Here is a 16,230-nt window from a genome sequence, read left to right as displayed (position 1 = left end):
TCATGATCGCGAGGACACCATGCCAGCTGTCTCCAACAAACGCGCGCTGCGCGCCGCCCTGTTTGCGGCGGCCCTGATCGGCGTGCCGCTCGCCTTCGCCGTCGACGGCATGCGCTCGCATGAGATGCACGGCTACATCCTTTCGCATCTGCCCGCGCCGGGAAGCGCCGCCTACGAAGCTGTCAAGCGCGCGGCGGGCGCGCCTTCCGGCGAGCCTCTCGAGATGACCGACGCCGAGATGTGGTTGGTTCCGTCTGAGCGCGTCGATGCGCTCAAGGCAGCCGCGGCGTCGCACGGCATCGAGGTCATGGCCCTCGACGATGCCTCCAGCCGCGCTCTGATGCCTATGGATCCCACCTCCCCCATGACCGAAAAGCAAAGCGCCATGATGCATGATGCCATGAGCTCGCCAGCCGCCATGGGCATTTCGATGATGCAGCTCCCCGACCCCAAGGTCATGGAGTACGAGCTGACCAAGGGCATGCGCGCGCCCTCCGCTGCGCAGCCCGCGCCCGAATTGACGATCGCGCTCGACGCCACGACGATGATCAAGGCGCGGCGCACGCACATTGAGAAGACCCCCGAGGGCTACGTCTGGCATGGCACCGTCGTCGGCACCGACGATCCGGTGACGCTGCTGTGGTGGCCCAGCGGCCGCCTGTCCGGCCAGATCACGCACCGCGGGCACCACTACGTGGTGAAGAACCTGGGCGACAACCTGCACGGCGTCGTTGAGATGTCGCCGCGCAAGCTGCCACCCGAGCACGCCCCGATGGGCAAGCCGCTGATGGACAAGATGCACATGCGCGAAGACCCGCTCGTCACCAAGGGCGATGCCGGCATGCTGCGCAAGCCGCCGGCCGGCAAAACCGAGCGCCCGCAGGAGCCGATCCGCAATCTGCAGGACGCGGCGCCGAAAGCGCGGGCCAAGGATACGGAGGTCGCTCTCATGGTTCCTCCCGCGCCCTCAACTCAGCAGGGGCGCCAGCCGGTCACCATCGATCTCATCGTCGCCTACACGCCGCAGGCAGCAAAGCACTACACCGACATCAAGCGCGATCTGATCGAGGTCGCCGTCGAGGAGGCCAACCAGTCGTTCCGCAACAGCGGCATCGACAACGTGCGCCTGCGCCTCGCCCATGCCTATGAGACCGACTACGCCGAGACCGGCTCCCACTTCGAGCACGTGTTCCGCTTCGCCGACAAGGGCGACGGCTACATGGAGGAGGTGCACGCCTTGCGCGATCAGCACAAGGCCGACATCGCCGCGCTCATCGTGCACGACCCCAACGGCTGTGGTCTTTCGGCCGCGGTGGCACCGCCCGCCGATCGCGCCTTCACCGTCGTGCATCACGAATGCGCCGCGCTCAGCTACTCGCTGGCGCACGAGATCGGCCACATCATCGGGGCGCGGCACGACCTGGCGCTCGACGACGGCAAGCAGCCGTTCCCGTTCGGGCATGGTTTCGTGTCGGGCAAGGACTGGCGCACCATGATGAGCTATGAGGAGAGCTGCGACGGTTGCCCGCGCCTCGCCGTGTGGTCCAATCCGCGTATCAAAGTGCGTGGCGTAGCCGCCGGCGATGCGATGGCCGACAATGCGCGGGCGATCCTAGAGGGTGCCGCGCGCGTCGCCGCCTTCCGCTAGCGCCCGGCCGCGCCGGCACCACCGGCGCGCCAGCTCAGAACGGCGGCGACCGCCAGCGCCAGGCCGATGCCCGTCACGGTCGCCGGCCACCCCAGACGATCGAAGATCTGGCCGAGCACGGCGGTGCCGATGAGGCCGCCGACGAAGTAGCTGGCGAGATACATGCCGCTGGCGGCGCTGCGGTCATGGCTTGCGGTGCGGCTGACGAAGCCCGTGGCCAACGCCTGGGCAAAGAACGTTCCCGCCGCCACCAGCACCATACCCGAGAGCACCATCGACAGCCGCGTCGAAAGCAGCAGCGGCAGACCCAGGGCCGCCGCCGCCAGCGAAGCGAGCAGCGCATTGCGCGTACCGATCTTGCCCGCGACCGTGCCAGCGAGCGGCGTCGTCAGGATCGAAGGCAGGAAGACGAAATAGATGACGCCGAGCTCCATCATGCCGACCGACAATGGCGGCGCCACGAGAACGAAATTGACGAACGTGAAGGTGCCGATGAAGGCGAAGAGAATGCAGAAGCCGATGCCGAACCCAGCGCGTAGGGATGGGTGGCGCCAATGGGTCAGCCAGCCTTGCATCTCCTCCATCATCGGCATGCCGGCGCTCACCGTGCATCGCCGTACGGGAATCGCGACGTAAGCGAGCGCGGCTCCGAGCAGGTTGAGCCCGGCGAAGGCATAGAACGCGCTCGCCAAGCCGAAGTGGTCGGCGACGCCGGCAGCGACGAGACGTCCGATGAGGTTGCTCGCCACGTTGCCGGTGATGTAGGCGGCGAATGCCCCCGCCGCCTCTCCCGCCGTGTAGCGCTCGCCGAGGTGGGCGAGGGTGAGGCTGAAGGCCGTCGCCATGCACAGGCCCTGCACGACGCGCAAGGCAGCGAACACGGCAAGATTGGGCGCTTGCGCCAGCAGCGCGGTGGGCACCGCCAGCAAGACTAGGCTGAGAATGATCCCACGGCGCCGGTCGATGTGGCGGCTGAACAGCGCCACCGCCAGACCCGCCGCCGCCATGCCGAAGGTACAGGCATTGACCGCAAGGCCCATGGCCGCCGGCGAGACCCCGTAGCGTTCAACCAGCGACGGCAGCAGCGCCTGCGCCGCGAACAGATCGACGACGGTCAAGAAGGCCATGGTGGCGATCACCACGAAGCGCAGCGTGCCGTCGATGACGCCGTTATGGTTCGCCGCCTGCGGCAGAGCGGTCGGGCTGGCGATCTCGGTCATGCGGGCTCCGGCTTTAGGCGTTCGGATCTTGTACGGAGGTGGGACGCCGTTCCTGCCGAAGAGAGACGGCAAGGAAGCGGCGCCCCGCTGCCCGGTGCGGCGGCTTACATGCCGCTCTGCTCGGGATCCTGCGCGATGTCGGCCGAGATCAGCACCACCGGCTTCTTGCTCGTGTTCTTCCACCAATGCGACAAGCCGCCCTGCTCGATCGACAGCTCGCCGGTCTTGTGCACGATCGGCACCTCGCAGTGGCTCGAGTATTCAGTGATGGTGCCGGACACGACGTAGACGAGCGCCGGGCGGTCGCCGTGGCTGTGCCAGGCAACCTCGCCGCCCGGCTTGATGTCGAGGCGGCGCATGCGCAGGTGATGGCCGGCGGCGGCGATCTTCTCCTTGGCGAGATCGATCTGGCCGAGCAGCTTTTCGGCCACGCCCTGATGCGCGGTGGCACCGGCCTTCTGGCCGTCGGTCGTTGTCTTGCCGGCCGGGCAGGTGCCGGCGAAGGCCGGTGCGGAGAGCGCGAGCGTGCCGACCGCGAGCGCGGCGAGGGCGAGGTTGAGCTTGGTCGAGGTCATGGGGAGCATCCTTAGCAAAGGGGTTGAGAGAGCGCGCAACGCGGTGCGCCCATGGCCCAAGGATGCCCGTGCTCAGCCGTTGATTTGAAATGCCGATTGGCGACCGTATCGATAGCCCGCGGCTATCGCTCTCGCCCCGGTGCGCAGGCGAGCGCGCCCTCCGGGCAAGCAGCCGGGAAGGCGCACATCGCGATGGGCGGGTCCCGCCTATTGGGCGGTCCAACCGCCTTCGATGGGAATAGCGGCGCCGGTAATCGAGCGCGCCGCGCGCGAGCACAGGAACACCGCCAGCGCGCCGATCTCCTCGGTGGTGACGAACTGGCGCGTCGGCTGCGCGTGCAGGAGCACGTCGCGAATCACCTGCTCCTCGGTCAGCCCGCGCGCCTTAGCCGTCTCGGGGATCTGCTTCTCAACCAGCGGCGTCAGAACATATCCGGGGCAGATGGCGTTGGCGGTGATGCCGTGCTCGGCGGTCTCCAACGCCACCGTCTTGGTCAGGCCGACGATGCCGTGCTTGGCCGACACGTAGGCCGACTTGAAGGGCGAGGCGACAAGCGCGTGCGCGGAGGCGACGTTGATGATGCGCCCGTAGCCGCGCGCCTTCATGCCGGGGATGACGGCGCGCGTGGCGTGGAAAGCTGCCGACAGATTGATGCTAAGGATCGCATTCCATTTTTCGATGGGGAAAGTCTCCACCGCTTCAACGTGCTGGATACCGGCGTTGTTAACCAGTACATCGACGGCGCCGAACTTTTCCTGCGCCAATTGCACCATGCCGGCGATGTCGTCCGGCTTCGACATGTCGGCGCCGGAGTAGCCGACGGCGACGCCGTATATTTCCGCCAGCTCGGCGACGGTGCGGTCGATCTCGCTGCGCTCACCGAAGCCGTTGAGCAGGACCTTCATGCCGCTCGCGGCAAGGGCGTGCGCGATGCCGAGACCGATACCGCTGGTCGAGCCGGTGATGACCGCCGCTTTGCCGACCAGATCGGCACCCAGTGCGGAAGCGTGGTCCGACCTGTCGTTCGCGAGCTTGTCCAGCATCTTGCTCTCCATCGATCCACCGTAAAGGAAGACCCGGGGCAGGCTCGGGAGGGAAACGAGGGCCCCGGGTCCAGGGCTGACGGCGGGGGAGACCGTCAGGGGGAGGTGGTTCGACAGCGACGCTAGCCGTAAGAAGTTGTAAGTTGAAATGCCGTATGGGTCCGAAATCGATAGCAAGCAGCTATGGCTTGACGACCAGCCCCGCCCGCAGGAATTTCGCCACCGCTCTCGATGGCGTTTGGTGTCCCGCATGGAAATGCACCAGGTCCGATACTTCCTGGCCGTTGCGCGATTGTTGAACTTCACCCGCGCCGCCGAGGAGTGTCACGTCGCGCAGCCGTCGCTGACGCGCGCCATCAAGCAGCTGGAGGAGGAGCTGGGCGGCGAGCTGTTTCGTCGCGAGCGCAACCTCACGCACCTGTCCGAGCTCGGACACCGCATGCTGCCGCTGATGCAGCAGTGCTACGAAAGCGCCCAGGCCGCAAAGCAGGTCGCCACCTCGATCAAGAAGGGCGCCCTGGCGCCGCTGTCGATCGCGCTGCCCATCACGGTGAACATCGAGATCGTGCTCCCCTTCCTGAAGGAATTGGTGCGCGCCATGCCGGGTCTCAATCTGAAGTTCGTGCGCGGCACCAGCGCCGAGGTTAGCGAGCACCTCAAGAAGGGCAGCGTGGATCTCGCCGTCGCCGGGAAGCTGCCGGAGGCCTGGGACAGGCTGGAGTCGTGGCCGTTGTTTACCGAATCCTACCGACTGGTGGCGGCCAAGACGCATCGCTTTGCCGGGCAGGCGTCGGTGCCGGCCGACGAATTGCGCAAGGAAAAGCTGATCTTTCGCCCCTATTGCGAGGACTTCGGGCAAGGTGCCACGTTCCTCACGGTGTCGGGCGTCGAGGTGCCGACGGCCCACAACGCCGGCTCGGACGCCGACTTCGTGGCGCTGCTTACGGCAGACCTCGGCGTCGGTTTCGCGCCTGAAAGCAGCGTCGCCTCCCCTGACCTCGCGCTGCTCGGGGTCGAGGGGTTCGACATGGAGAGGACGGTGTACGCCTACGCCGTTGCCGGGCGTCAGCGGTCCATGGCCGCCAGCACGCTGATCAAGATGCTGCGCGCCGCCGACTGGTCGCGGCTCGAAGGTAACGCCCAAGCTGCGTGAGCTCAGTCGCGCGCGGCCGCGACCGCCTCGAGGATCGCCTCGACGTCCATTCGCTTGCGGTAGTCCGGATCGATATGGCGCGCCTTGACGAGCCCATCGCTGCCGACGACGAACGTCGCCGGAATGGGTAGCGTCCAGTTGTCGTTGGCGTTGTAGGGGGGGATGTTCCAGCCGGCGAACTTCATCAGCTTCTTCTTCTCGTCGCCGACGTAGAACGCCAGGTTGAGCATCAGCGCGTAGCCGTTGTCCATGTCCGACAGCACTGGGTAGCGTGCGCCCACCGCCGACCGCAGCTCCTCGTTGAAGCGCTCGATCTCGGGCGTGATGACGACGAGTTCGGCCCCGCGCTCCTGCACGGCACCATGAATGCGCGTCAGCGCGTCGGCGGTGATGCGGCAGTATGGGCACCAGTGGCCGCGATGGAAGGCGACGACCACGGGGCCGTTGGCGATGAGCTCGGCAAGGCTGACCAGCCGGCCGGATTGATCGGGCAGCATGAATTCCGGCATCGGCTCGCCGGGGGCGGGAGCCTTCTCGCCGGCCCCGGACGCCTTGAGGCGGTCGATCATGCGCTCGACCGTATCGGCGAACTCGGCATTGAGGGCGCGCACCTCGTCGGCAAAGGCCTGCAGCCGCCCGGCGAGCGGCGCATCGAGGTTGCGGCACCTCTCGGTCGTCTCCTCGAGTATTTCGGCTATCGATGGTTCTGCCATCTTCATCTCCGAAATCGCGACGCCCGCTCATTTTTGTCCAGGCGGGTTGAAACCGCCAGAGGAATTGCGCCTGCCTCGACAGAACGCACTTCTCAGCGTTGCGGTTCGCCTTCTGCCACTTCGAGCGTGTCTAGAATCTCTTCGATGTCCATGCGGCTGCGAAAGTCCGGGTCGACCTTGCGGGCGAGAATGCGCCCCTGGCGATCCAGGACGAAGGTCGCCGGTATGGGCACGAACCACGCCCCGTTGCCCTGGTAGCGCTCGATGTCGATGCCGAACTTACGATACAGCGCCTGCACATTCTCGCCGAGCCACATCACGATCCCCACCGCCAGTGCGTATCCATTGTCGATGTCGGACAGCACCGTCACGGTGTCGTGCGTCAGCGCGCGCACTTTGCGCGTGTATTCCCCCCGCTCCGGCATGATCGAGACGACCTGCACGCCGCGAGCAGCCAGATCGGCGTGGGCTTGCGCAAAGGCGCGCAGCTCGAGCTCGCAATACTCGCACCAGTGGCCGCGGTTGAAGCTGACCACCAGCGGCCCCTTGGCGAGCAGCTCGTCGAGGCCGACGAGATGCCCGGTGTGGTCGGGGAGCAGGAAGGGCGGCAGCTGCTCCCCTACGGCCGGGGCTGTTCCCCCCGCGGCCGCACCCTTGAGCTGGTCGATGAGGGTCTGGTAGGCAACAGCAAACGGCTGCCCATGCCTCTCGACCGCCGCGGTGAGCAGTGCCAGCCGCTCGCTCAAGGGCGCCTCGGTGGCGCAGATCTTCCTGAAAGCCTCCTCGAGCGGGCTTGGATCGGTCATCGTGCAAGCGTCTTCGACAAAGTCACCCATGCCTTTGCGTACTATGGGCCCCAGCGCGGTGCAACGCGTCGATAATCTCGTCGATTTCCATTCGTAAACGGAAGTCGGGATCGACGTGGCGCGCGACGACGGTGCCGTCGGCGGCGACGACGAAGGTTGCCGGTAGCGGCACGAACCAGCCGTCGTTGCCATGGATCTGGTCGAGATGCACGCCGCGGCCCCGCATCAGCTCCTTGAGGCGGTCCCCCAGCCACAAGACGAGGCCAAGCGACAGCGCATAGCCGTTGTCGACGTCGGTGAGAATCATCAGCTTACCTTGCGTGTCGGCGTCGAGCCGCCCGAGGAAGCCCTGGCGATCGGGCAGGATCGACACCACCCGGCCGCCGCGCTCGGCGATCGCCGCGTGGTAGGCGGCAACGGTGCGCAGCTCGATCTTGCAGAACGGGCACCAGTGGCCGCGGTTGAAGCTGATCACCACCGGCCCGTCAGCCAGCAACTCATCGAGCCGCACTAGCTCGCCCGTGCGGGAGGGCAGTACAAACAGCGGCATTGCCTCGCCCACCCTGGGCGCACCGGTGCCGATGCCGCCGTCGATAAGGCGCGCGACCAGCGTGTCGTAGGCTTCGGCGAAGGGAAAGTTGAGCTCTTGTAGCTTTTGCGAATAGGCGGCCAGCTTGCGGCTCAGCGGACCGTCCATCACGCAGATGTCTGCAAAGGCTTGCTCGAGCGTGTTGGGAGTGGTCACCGGGCCTTGCCTTGTTCTCTTGCTTGCTAGCTCTAACCGAGCGCGACGAGGATCTTAGCTCGTGGCGCCCGTTGCTGCGATCCGACCTATCTCCACATCGTGAACGCGAGGCGATCTGGAAGCCGGGCGCGAGGCTCCGGCTTCCAGTCCTTCCGCGGCTTCAGACGTCGCCGTGATGAACAATCGCGGCATCTTCGCCTGGCGAGGTTGAAGTTCCGTTGGCGTGTCTGCGCGGGTTGCTTCCTGTATTCGCATCTCCCATCAGCGCCGGTCGGCCACAGCGGTGACGGCTGAGCCGGTGCGCGCACCAATAGAGGCGGTCGTCGCCAGCACGGCGCCGAGCAGCGAGGTGAGGATGATCGTCGTCTGCATGGTCTGTCTCCATCGCGGGAGCCTGTGAAACGCGGAGCGGGGGGTGGCTCATCTGCGAGCCTTCCCGCCATGTCCGGATCATGCGGAAGCGCCGCTGATTTCGGAAATATTGCCTTTCTCTCAAATCCATAGCCCCTCGCTATCGGCCGCCGCCAGCCGCCGCCCGGCATCGAATCCATAGCCAGCCGGCATTTCACGGCGCGCGGGCGCGGCGGCACCCTTCTACCCGTCGGCGCCCTAAGCGCCGTATTCCCTCAAACGAACGGAGATCATCAATGGCGAATACCAGGACCGCACTTCTGTCGGCCGTGGCCGCGATTGCCGGCGTGACCGCGCTGTCGCAGGCGACGCTGGCCGAGGATGCCGCGAAGGAAAAGTGCTACGGCATCAGCGCCGCCGGCAAGAACGACTGCGCCTCCACCGGCAACAACTCGTGCGCCGGCACCTCCAAGTCAGATTACGACAAGGGCGCATGGAAGTACGTCCCCGCCGGCACCTGCCTGACGACCACCGTCACGCTGCCCGACGGCTCGACGCGCGCCGGCGCTCTGCAACCCTCCAAGTCGTGAGCGCGCCATGTCTGCAGCCCACGCGCTCGGACAATTCGGCCCCACCCCGATCCCGGCGCGCGCCGGGGTCGGGCTCAAGCCCGAGCACTACCGCGACGTGCTCGATGCCTTCCCCGATATCGGCTGGTTCGAGGTGCACCCGGAAAACTACATGGGCGCCGGCGGCTGGCCGCATCACGTGCTGGAGCGCGTGCGCGCGCGCTATCCGTTGTCCCTGCACGGCGTCGGCTTGTCGATCGGCGGCGCCGAGCCGCTCAACCGCGAGCACGTCGCGAAGCTAGCCGCGCTGGTGAAGCGCTACGAGCCGGGGCTGGTCTCCGAGCATCTCGCCTGGTCGACACACGAGGGCAACTTCCTCAACGACCTGCTGCCGCTGCCCTACAACCAAGCGACGCTGACGCATGTCGCACGCCACGTCGACGAGTTGCAGGAGGCGTTGGGGCGCCGCGTTCTCATTGAGAACCCGTCGACCTACATCACCTTCGCAGATACCGACATGTCAGAGGTCGCGTTCCTCGGCGAGCTCGTGCGCCGCACTGGCTGCGGTCTCTTGCTCGACTGCAACAACGTCTTCGTCTGCGCGACCAACCACCGCTTCGACCCCGTCGCCTACATCGACGCGTTCCCCGTCGAGCACGTGGGTGAGATTCACCTCGCCGGCTACGCCGAGATTGCCGACGACGATGGCCGCCCGCTGCTCATCGATGTCCACGACCGCACCGTACGCGAGGCGGTGTGGGGCCTTTATGCGCGCGCCATTGACCGCGCCGGCGCGGTGCCGACGCTCATCGAATGGGACAACGACATTCCCGCATGGAGCACGCTCTATGCCGAGGCCATGAAGGCCGAACGCATTCTGCTACCTCGTGAGGGGGCATCCCGTGCGGCGTGATCTGCATCCCCTTTCCATTGCCGCCCAGCAGGACGACTTCGCCCGCGCCCTCTTATGGCGCACCGGCGGCCTGCCCGCCGGCATCGAGAAGCCTGGCAGCGCGCCCCCCGCCAAGCGCTTCGGCATCTATCGCAACAACGTGTTCGCCAGTCTCACCGCGTGCCTTGCGGCGCGCTTCCCCGTCGTCGCCCGGCTCGTCGGCGACGAGTTCTTTTCCGCCATGGCGCGCGTGTTCATCGAGCGCTCACCGCCCACCTCGCCGGTGCTTATCGAGTACGGCGAGGAGTTCGCTGCGTTCCTCGCCACGTTCGCGCCCGCGCAGTCGCTGCCGTATCTGCCCGACGTCGCGCGCCTCGAATGGCGCATCTGCGCCGTCTATCACTCCGCCGACGCCCGGCCCGTCGATGCGGCGGCATTGGCTCGGCTCGGCGAGCAAGCCCTCGACGCCGCGCTCGATCTGCATCCCTCGTGCGCGCTGCTCGCGTCGCACCACGCGGTGTTCAGCATCTGGCGGACGAACACGCACGATGCCAGCGTGCGCCCCGTCGATGCCTCGCAGGCCGAGGCGGTGCTGATCGTACGCCCGCTCTACGAGGTGAGCGTCTTCAGCATCGGCATGGGCACCTACGCCTTCGTTGCCGGCCTCGCCGCCGGGCATTCGCTCCAGCTGGCGGCCGAGCTGGCGGCGCAGATCGATGCCAGGTTCGATCTCACCGCCGCGCTGGCGACACTGTTCCGCGCCGGTGCCATCGTCGGGGTCCGCCCGTCGGCTGACCGACCCTGCAACCCCCGTTTCGATGCAACGCCTCAGGGAGCACTATTATGCGCGACCTAGCCAACACGACCATCGCCGCCTTCAAGGCCATCCCCGACGATCTCATCGCCTATATCGCGCGCATATCGGTGGGGACTGTCTTCTTCCGCTCCGGGCTCCTGAAGCTCGAAGGCTGGGCCGACGGCAACACGCTCACCCTGTTCCGCGAGGAGTACCGGCTGCCGCTCATCCCGCCCGAGATCGCTGCCTACATGGCGACCGCCGCCGAGCTGACGCTGCCGCTGCTGCTGTTCGCCGGTCTGCTGACGCGCTTTGCGGCCGCCGCCCTGCTCGTCATGACGCTGGTTATCGAGATCTTCGTCTACCCCAATGCCTTCGACACGCACGGCGTGTGGGCGGTGTGCCTGCTGTTCCTGATGAAGTACGGGGCCGGCGCCTTGTCGCTCGACAACGCGCTCGGCCGCTACTGGAGCAGCCCCGGCGAGCACCGCATGAGCTGAGCCGCGGCTACTTTGCGCCGTCGTTGAGCCGAGCCGGGCCGCTCACCCAGCGGTTGCCGTGGATGAAGAAGCGCCACGGCTTGTCGGCATTGCGCGTGATGCCGATGCGCACCGAGCGGCCGACTTTCGTGACGCCAAACCCGTCGTCCGCCAGCCATAAGGAATTCGCCGCATCGTACGCAACACCATCGAGGCCGAGATCGACGGCGAACGCCTGCGCGAGACACCCTGGACCTTTCGTCAGCCGGTAGACATCGTCGATCCCGCGCCGCCGCCGCATCACCTCGATACCGGTGAGCGGCTCGGCGGCGCGGATCAGCACCCCGGCGCCCACGCCTTCGGCCTCGCTGGAAACGTTGAGCATCATGGCTGTACCGTAGGCGCGATAGACGTAGATGTGGCCGTGACGCAGGAACAGTGAGGCGTTGCGCGCCGTGCGGCCGCTGCGTGCGTGGCAGGCCGGGTCGCCGGGCGGATAGGCTTCCGTCTCCACGATGCGGCCGCTGACGCGACCCTCCTTGCTATCTCGCACCAAGACCTTGCCCAGCAGAAACTTGGCGAGCGCCACGGTCGCGTGCGGCAGCTCGTCCAGACGCAGCGCGCGCAGCTCGCGCGGCGGCACCGTTTCGATCGCGGCAATGCGCTTGGCCATCCCTACAACAGCTCCACCATCTGGCAGCGCACGATCAGCTCGTCCTGCCGGAACTTGGCCTTGAGCTCGTCCTTCAGCGCCATCCACCATTCGCGATCGAAGCTGCGCGCCATCACCTCCATCACCGCGATGTCCTCCGTCTGCGTCGCCCCGCCGCCATGCCAGCGCCCTTCCGCCGGCGCACGCAGGAAGCTCGTCACCCCGCCGAAGGCGTTGGTGAGGCGGTCGGCCAGCTCGTCGTAGTAGGCGGCGGGGAACGGCTCACCGTTCGCATCGCGCAGCGGCAGCAGAATCTCGATCAGGTGCATGGTCCGCCATCCTAAGCTTGGTGCCGGCACCATGCATCTTGGCACGGAACCGCAGCCGCAGCTCGGCGTCCAGGCGACAACCCAAAGCTATTCTACAGATGCAAGGTCGGTCCGCACGTGCGCGCGCACTAGGCGCTCGACCGCCTTGTGCAGCGGCCGCTCGGCCTCGCCGTAGTCCTCCCACGCCTTGCTCTTGGCGATGAGCTTGGCCGCGGTGCGGATGTTGAAGCGCGCTGGATCGAGCCCGGCGCGCACCTGCACCCAGGTGAGCGGCATCGACACCGGCGCGCCGGGTCGCGCGCGCGGCGACAGCGGCGCCACCGCGGTGGAGAAGCGGTCGTTGCGCAGGTAGTCGAGGAAGATGCGCCCCTCCCGCAGCTTCTTCGTCATCTTGATCAGGTAGCGGTCGGGGCTGTCCTCGGCCATCTGCGCGCACACCGTGTGTGCAAACGTCTTAGCCTCGTCCCAGCCGAGGCGGCTCGCCTTGCCGGCCTTCAAGGGCGTGACAACGTGCAGACCCTTGCCGCCCGTCGTCTTGCAGAAGGCAACGAGGCCCAGCGCCTCCAGCCGTTCGCGCATCTCCTTTGCCGCCTCGACGACCTCGTCGAAGTCGACGTCCGGTGCCGGGTCGAGATCGAAGATCAGCCGTCCCGGTATGTCCGGCGCAAACGGTGCGCAGTTCCATGGGTGATATTCGACCGCCGCCACCTGCGCCATGGCGATCAGCCCTTCGGCGCTGTCGATCTCGATGTACGGCTCACGGTCACCGGAGACGCTGACGAGGTCGATTTCATCCGACATGCCGCGCATGCCATGGCGCTGAAAGAAGCGCTCGCCGTCGATGCCGTCGGGGGCGCGGATGACCGAGCACGGACGCCCTTCGATGTGCTCCAGCATCCAGTCGCCGACCTCGTCGAGATAGCGCGCGAGCTCGAGCTTGGTTACCGGCGCCTCGCCGTCATCGGCCGGCCACAGCGGCTTATCGGGCTTGGAGATGGTGATGCCGAGCAGCGTATCGCCCCCGGCATCCTCCTTGGCGGCTTTGCGCGCCGCCTTCTCGCGCGGCGCCCGACGTTTGCGCGCCGGCGGCGGGTCGGGTGGCTCGCCCTTGCTCGTGTTCCATACCGCGTCCGGGTTGAATGCGTGCTTGCGGCCCAGCATGAACGGCGTCGGCGCCTTGCCTTTGCCGCCGGCGATCTGCTGCATCGTCCGACCGGAGGCGACCGACTTGTCCTTGCGCAGCGCCGCGTCCCCGTCGCTCGATGCCCACTGGTCCTTGTGCTTGATCAAAAGCCAGTTGTTGCGCTTGCCGCCGTCGCGGTCGCCCTTCATGCGCACCAGCACCCAGCCACCCTGCAGCTTGTCGCCGGCGAGCACGAATTTCAGCTCGCCCTTGCGTAGCGCCTCGTCGACGTTTTCGTTGCCCTCGGGGAGCCAGTAGCCGCGGTCCCACAGCATCACCGTGCCGCCGCCGTACTCGCCTTTGGGGATCGTGCCCTCGAAGTCGCCGTAGTCGAGCGGGTGGTCCTCGACCTCGACGGCGAGCCGCTTGTCCTTGGGATTGAGCGAAGGCCCCTTGGTCACCGCCCACGACTTGAACACGCCGTCGTGCTCGAGCCGCAGGTCGTAGTGGAGCCGCGAGGCGTCGTGTTTCTGGATGACGAAGCGCGGGTACTCGGTCTTGCGGACCTTGGCGCTTCCGCTCGGCTCCTGCGTCTTCTCGAAGTCGCGTTTCGACCGGTACTTGGCGAGCTTGCTTGGCATGCGGTCACCCGTCGCTGCTGCGGATGCGAAGTTAGAGCACTGCGGAGATGCCGGGTTTACTTTGCCCGCTACAGTTTAATCATTCGCGCGCCGGCGCGCTGCTTCGGGTTGGCGCTTCAATCAGGCGGCAGCTTGGTGGTCTTCTCTTCGATCTTGTCCTTGAGATCGGGAGTGGCCTTGTGGCGCGGATCGTCGGTGGGCGCCGGCCCGACCTGTTTTTTGGGCTTTTCCTTGCGCCGCTCGGGGTTGAAGCCGCCGACTTCCTTGGACTGATCGGTTTTCGTCCCTGCCATCGAAGATCTCCTAGTGCCAGGTAGAACGGCACGCGCGCGGCACCGTTCCGCTCCTCAGCAATCGATGCGGAAGAGCGCGTCCGCGTTTGTGAACAAAACGAGAATCGGCTTCAGTGTGCCGATGACTCTCGCCCATCTCGAAAAGCTCAATCCGCAGCAGCGGCGCGCCGTCGAGCATGGCATCGGGGCGCGCGACACGGCGCCCGCCGCACCGTTGCTCGTCATAGCCGGCGCCGGCTCGGGCAAGACCAATACGCTGGCGCACCGCGTCGCCCACCTCATCGTCAATGGCGCCGACCCGCGCCGCATCCTGTTGATGACGTTTTCACGCCGCGCCGCGGTGGAGATGGCACGCCGGGTCGAGCGCATCACGCGCACCGTCCTCGGCACCAGCGGCGGGGCGACGACGGACGCGCTCGCCTGGGCCGGAACCTTCCACGGCATCGGCGCGCGTCTCTTGCGCGAGTACGCCGAACAGGTCGGCCTCGATCCCGCCTTCACGATTCACGACCGCGAGGACAGCGCCGACCTGATGAACCTGGTGCGGCACGGGCTCGGCTACTCCAAGACCGAGAGCCGCTTTCCCACCAAGGGCACTTGCCTTTCCATCTACTCGCGCTGCGTCAATGCCGAGCAGCCGCTCGATGATGTGCTGAACGCTTCGTTCAAGTGGTGCGCGGCTTGGTCGAAGGAGCTGAAGGAGCTGTTCGCCGCCTACGTCGAGGCCAAGCAGCGCCAGAACGTGCTCGATTACGACGACCTGTTACTCTACTGGGCACAGGCGATGAGCGATGCGTCGTTCGCCGCGGACGTCGGGGACCGTTTCGATCACGTGCTGGTCGACGAATACCAGGACACCAACCGCCTGCAGGCATCCATCCTTCTGGCGCTGAAACGCCACGGCCGCGGCCTCACCGTGGTCGGCGACGACGCGCAGGCGATCTACTCGTTCCGCGCCGCAACGGTGCGCAACATCCTCGACTTCCCCAGGCACTTCGATCCACCGGCAGAGGTCGTCACCCTCGACCGCAACTATCGCTCGACGCAAGCGATCCTCGCCGCCGCCAACGGCGTCATCGACCTTGCCGCCGAGCGCTTCACCAAGAACCTGTGGAGCGACCGCGACGGCGCCGAGCGGCCGCGCCTCGTTGCCGTGCGCGACGAAACCGACCAGGCGCGCTACATCGTCGAGCGCGTCTTGGAGAACCGCGAGGCGGGTGCGCTTTTAAAGCAGCAGGCGGTGCTGTTCCGCACCTCGCACCATTCGGGACCCCTGGAGATCGAGCTCGCCCAGCGCAACATCCCGTTCGTCAAGTTCGGCGGCCTGAAGTTCCTCGACGCCGCCCACGTCAAGGACGTGCTGGCCCTGTTGCGCTTCGCCGAGAACCCGCGCGACCGCGTCGCCGGCTTCCGTCTGTTGCAGCTCCTGCCCGGCGTCGGACCGACGACCGCGCAGCGCGCGCTCGATGGCATGCTGGCGGCCTCCGCTCCCATCGAGGCGCTGGCGCAGATGCCGGTCCCCGCCCGTGTTGCCGATACCGAGTGGCGCGGCTTCGTCGCCACCATCGTCGCGTTGCACGGCGACGGCGACGGCGCCGGATGGCCGGCCGACATCGCCCAGGCGCGCGCTTGGTACGACCCGCACCTCGAACGCATGCACGAGGATGCCGCGACCCGGCGCGCCGACTTGTTGCAGCTGGAGCAGATCGCGGCCGGCTATGCCTCGCGCCAGCGCTTCCTCACCGAGCTCACGCTCGACCCGCCCGATGCGACCAGCGACGAGGCCGGCCCACCGCTCAAGGACGAAGATTACCTCATCCTGTCGACCATCCACTCCGCCAAGGGGCAGGAGTGGAAATCGGTCTTCGTCTTGAACGTCGTCGACGGCTGCATCCCTTCCGACCTCGGCACCGGCACCAGCGCCGAGATCGAGGAGGAGCGGCGGCTGCTCTATGTCGCCATGACGCGCGCCAAGGACGATCTGCATCTCCTCGTCCCGCAGCGCTTCTACACCCACGCACAGAACGCCCGCGGCGACCGCCACGTCTACGCCGCGCGCACGCGCTTCATCCCGAGCTCGCTCGTGCAGCTTTTCGAAGCCACCGCTTGGCCTCCGGCCATGAGCAATGTCAATGCGCCCGGCCGCCCCTCCGGCATACGCATCAACGTCGGCGCCAAGATGCGTGCGATGTGGCGCTAAG

At 66.8% G+C, this 16,230-nt stretch carries 17 protein-coding genes; 7 read left to right on the top strand and 10 right to left on the bottom strand.

The features are described 5' to 3' along the window. Positions 1-19: 19 nt before the first annotated feature. Positions 20-1,648 carry a M12 family metallo-peptidase gene (locus F9K20_RS14360; RefSeq protein ID WP_291003086.1) on the top strand — a complete coding sequence of 543 codons (1,629 nt, stop codon included), beginning with the start codon at positions 20-22 and terminating at the stop codon, positions 1,646-1,648. On the opposite strand, the gene F9K20_RS14355 is transcribed toward F9K20_RS14360, so the two are convergent. The 3 genes from F9K20_RS14355 to F9K20_RS14345 all read right to left on the bottom strand — a co-directional run bounded on the left by F9K20_RS14355 (position 1,645) and on the right by F9K20_RS14345 (position 4,487). Beyond that, positions 1,645-2,868 (bottom strand): MFS transporter, encoded by a 1,224-nt coding sequence (locus tag F9K20_RS14355; RefSeq protein WP_291003083.1) that lies wholly within the window; start codon positions 2,866-2,868, stop codon positions 1,645-1,647. The genes F9K20_RS14360 and F9K20_RS14355 overlap by 4 nt on opposite strands. Positions 2,869-2,972: 104 nt before the next feature. Continuing rightward, positions 2,973-3,443, bottom strand: coding sequence for a cupin domain-containing protein (locus tag F9K20_RS14350; protein WP_291003080.1), 471 nt, complete (start codon positions 3,441-3,443; stop codon positions 2,973-2,975). Positions 3,444-3,650: 207 nt separating this feature from the next. Then, on the bottom strand, positions 3,651-4,487 hold the full coding sequence (locus F9K20_RS14345) for a 3-hydroxybutyrate dehydrogenase (RefSeq protein ID WP_291003077.1): 837 nt from the start codon (positions 4,485-4,487) through the stop codon (positions 3,651-3,653). A 250-nt stretch (positions 4,488-4,737) separates the two neighbouring features. Between F9K20_RS14345 and F9K20_RS14340 the strand changes: the two genes are divergently transcribed. Further along, positions 4,738-5,640: a LysR family transcriptional regulator gene (locus tag F9K20_RS14340; RefSeq protein WP_291003074.1), complete on the top strand. Its 903-nt coding sequence runs from the start codon at positions 4,738-4,740 to the stop codon at positions 5,638-5,640. Positions 5,641-5,642: 2 nt separating this feature from the next. Here the strand turns inward: F9K20_RS14340 and F9K20_RS14335 are convergent, their stop codons facing one another. From F9K20_RS14335 to F9K20_RS14325, 3 genes are all read right to left on the bottom strand, one after another. Further along, positions 5,643-6,353, bottom strand: a complete 711-nt coding sequence (locus F9K20_RS14335; protein ID WP_291003071.1) for a peroxiredoxin-like family protein — start codon at positions 6,351-6,353, stop codon at positions 5,643-5,645. A gap of 92 nt (positions 6,354-6,445) precedes the next feature. Further along, positions 6,446-7,159, bottom strand: coding sequence for a peroxiredoxin-like family protein (locus F9K20_RS14330; RefSeq protein WP_291003068.1), 714 nt, complete (start codon positions 7,157-7,159; stop codon positions 6,446-6,448). Positions 7,160-7,181: 22 nt separating this feature from the next. Then, complete coding sequence (locus F9K20_RS14325; RefSeq protein ID WP_291003065.1) at positions 7,182-7,904, bottom strand: peroxiredoxin-like family protein; 723 nt, start codon at positions 7,902-7,904, stop codon at positions 7,182-7,184. A 647-nt stretch (positions 7,905-8,551) separates the two neighbouring features. Here F9K20_RS14325 and F9K20_RS14320 point away from each other — a divergent pair. From F9K20_RS14320 to F9K20_RS14305, 4 genes are read left to right on the top strand one after another with little or no spacing between them, the layout of a single operon-like run. Continuing rightward, on the top strand, positions 8,552-8,845 hold the full coding sequence (locus tag F9K20_RS14320) for a DUF2282 domain-containing protein (protein WP_291003062.1): 294 nt from the start codon (positions 8,552-8,554) through the stop codon (positions 8,843-8,845). 7 nt (positions 8,846-8,852) lie between these two features. Further along, complete coding sequence (locus F9K20_RS14315; RefSeq protein ID WP_291003059.1) at positions 8,853-9,737, top strand: DUF692 domain-containing protein; 885 nt, start codon at positions 8,853-8,855, stop codon at positions 9,735-9,737. Then, entirely contained in the window at positions 9,727-10,572 is an 846-nt protein-coding gene (locus F9K20_RS14310; RefSeq protein ID WP_291003056.1) for a DNA-binding domain-containing protein, read from the top strand. The genes F9K20_RS14315 and F9K20_RS14310 overlap by 11 nt, the downstream gene beginning before the upstream one ends. After that, positions 10,560-11,012: a DoxX family protein gene (locus tag F9K20_RS14305; protein WP_291003053.1), complete on the top strand. Its 453-nt coding sequence runs from the start codon at positions 10,560-10,562 to the stop codon at positions 11,010-11,012. The genes F9K20_RS14310 and F9K20_RS14305 overlap by 13 nt, the downstream gene beginning before the upstream one ends. Positions 11,013-11,019: 7 nt before the next feature. On the opposite strand, the gene F9K20_RS14300 is transcribed toward F9K20_RS14305, so the two are convergent. The 4 genes from F9K20_RS14300 to F9K20_RS14285 form a co-directional block, all read right to left on the bottom strand. Further along, a complete protein-coding gene (locus F9K20_RS14300) occupies positions 11,020-11,664 on the bottom strand; it encodes a DNA-3-methyladenine glycosylase (protein WP_291003050.1) in 645 nt (214 codons plus the stop codon). Between the two features lie 2 nt (positions 11,665-11,666). Continuing rightward, positions 11,667-11,972 (bottom strand): hypothetical protein, encoded by a 306-nt coding sequence (locus F9K20_RS14295; protein WP_291003047.1) that lies wholly within the window; start codon positions 11,970-11,972, stop codon positions 11,667-11,669. A gap of 87 nt (positions 11,973-12,059) precedes the next feature. Then, a complete protein-coding gene (gene ligD, locus F9K20_RS14290; RefSeq protein ID WP_291003044.1) occupies positions 12,060-13,736 on the bottom strand; it encodes a non-homologous end-joining DNA ligase in 1,677 nt (558 codons plus the stop codon). A 116-nt stretch (positions 13,737-13,852) separates the two neighbouring features. After that, positions 13,853-14,029: a hypothetical protein gene (locus tag F9K20_RS14285; RefSeq protein WP_291003041.1), complete on the bottom strand. Its 177-nt coding sequence runs from the start codon at positions 14,027-14,029 to the stop codon at positions 13,853-13,855. A gap of 121 nt (positions 14,030-14,150) precedes the next feature. Between F9K20_RS14285 and F9K20_RS14280 the strand changes: the two genes are divergently transcribed. Beyond that, positions 14,151-16,229 (top strand): ATP-dependent helicase, encoded by a 2,079-nt coding sequence (locus tag F9K20_RS14280; protein ID WP_291003192.1) that lies wholly within the window; start codon positions 14,151-14,153, stop codon positions 16,227-16,229. Position 16,230: the final 1 nt, after the last annotated feature.

Origin of the sequence: Hyphomicrobium sp., assembly GCF_009026145.1 — a bacterium.
Classification (GTDB): domain Bacteria; phylum Pseudomonadota; class Alphaproteobacteria; order Rhizobiales; family Hyphomicrobiaceae; genus Hyphomicrobium_A.
The sequence above is the reverse complement of the archived record's forward strand: the minus strand, read 5'-3'. Positions and strand labels throughout refer to the sequence as shown.

Coding starts and splice junctions, on each gene's coding strand:
- F9K20_RS14295 (WP_291003047.1), bottom strand. CDS start 11,972: ATGCACCTGATCGAGATTCTGCTGCCGCTGCGCGATGCGAACGGTGAG.
- ligD (WP_291003044.1), bottom strand. CDS start 13,736: ATGCCAAGCAAGCTCGCCAAGTACCGGTCGAAACGCGACTTCGAGAAG.
- F9K20_RS14280 (WP_291003192.1), top strand. CDS start 14,151: ATGACTCTCGCCCATCTCGAAAAGCTCAATCCGCAGCAGCGGCGCGCC.
- F9K20_RS14355 (WP_291003083.1), bottom strand. CDS start 2,868: ATGACCGAGATCGCCAGCCCGACCGCTCTGCCGCAGGCGGCGAACCAT.
- F9K20_RS14300 (WP_291003050.1), bottom strand. CDS start 11,664: ATGGCCAAGCGCATTGCCGCGATCGAAACGGTGCCGCCGCGCGAGCTG.
- F9K20_RS14305 (WP_291003053.1), top strand. CDS start 10,560: ATGCGCGACCTAGCCAACACGACCATCGCCGCCTTCAAGGCCATCCCC.
- F9K20_RS14360 (WP_291003086.1), top strand. CDS start 20: ATGCCAGCTGTCTCCAACAAACGCGCGCTGCGCGCCGCCCTGTTTGCG.
- F9K20_RS14345 (WP_291003077.1), bottom strand. CDS start 4,487: ATGCTGGACAAGCTCGCGAACGACAGGTCGGACCACGCTTCCGCACTG.
- F9K20_RS14330 (WP_291003068.1), bottom strand. CDS start 7,159: ATGACCGATCCAAGCCCGCTCGAGGAGGCTTTCAGGAAGATCTGCGCC.
- F9K20_RS14315 (WP_291003059.1), top strand. CDS start 8,853: ATGTCTGCAGCCCACGCGCTCGGACAATTCGGCCCCACCCCGATCCCG.
- F9K20_RS14350 (WP_291003080.1), bottom strand. CDS start 3,443: ATGACCTCGACCAAGCTCAACCTCGCCCTCGCCGCGCTCGCGGTCGGC.
- F9K20_RS14340 (WP_291003074.1), top strand. CDS start 4,738: ATGGAAATGCACCAGGTCCGATACTTCCTGGCCGTTGCGCGATTGTTG.
- F9K20_RS14320 (WP_291003062.1), top strand. CDS start 8,552: ATGGCGAATACCAGGACCGCACTTCTGTCGGCCGTGGCCGCGATTGCC.
- F9K20_RS14335 (WP_291003071.1), bottom strand. CDS start 6,353: ATGGCAGAACCATCGATAGCCGAAATACTCGAGGAGACGACCGAGAGG.
- F9K20_RS14285 (WP_291003041.1), bottom strand. CDS start 14,029: ATGGCAGGGACGAAAACCGATCAGTCCAAGGAAGTCGGCGGCTTCAAC.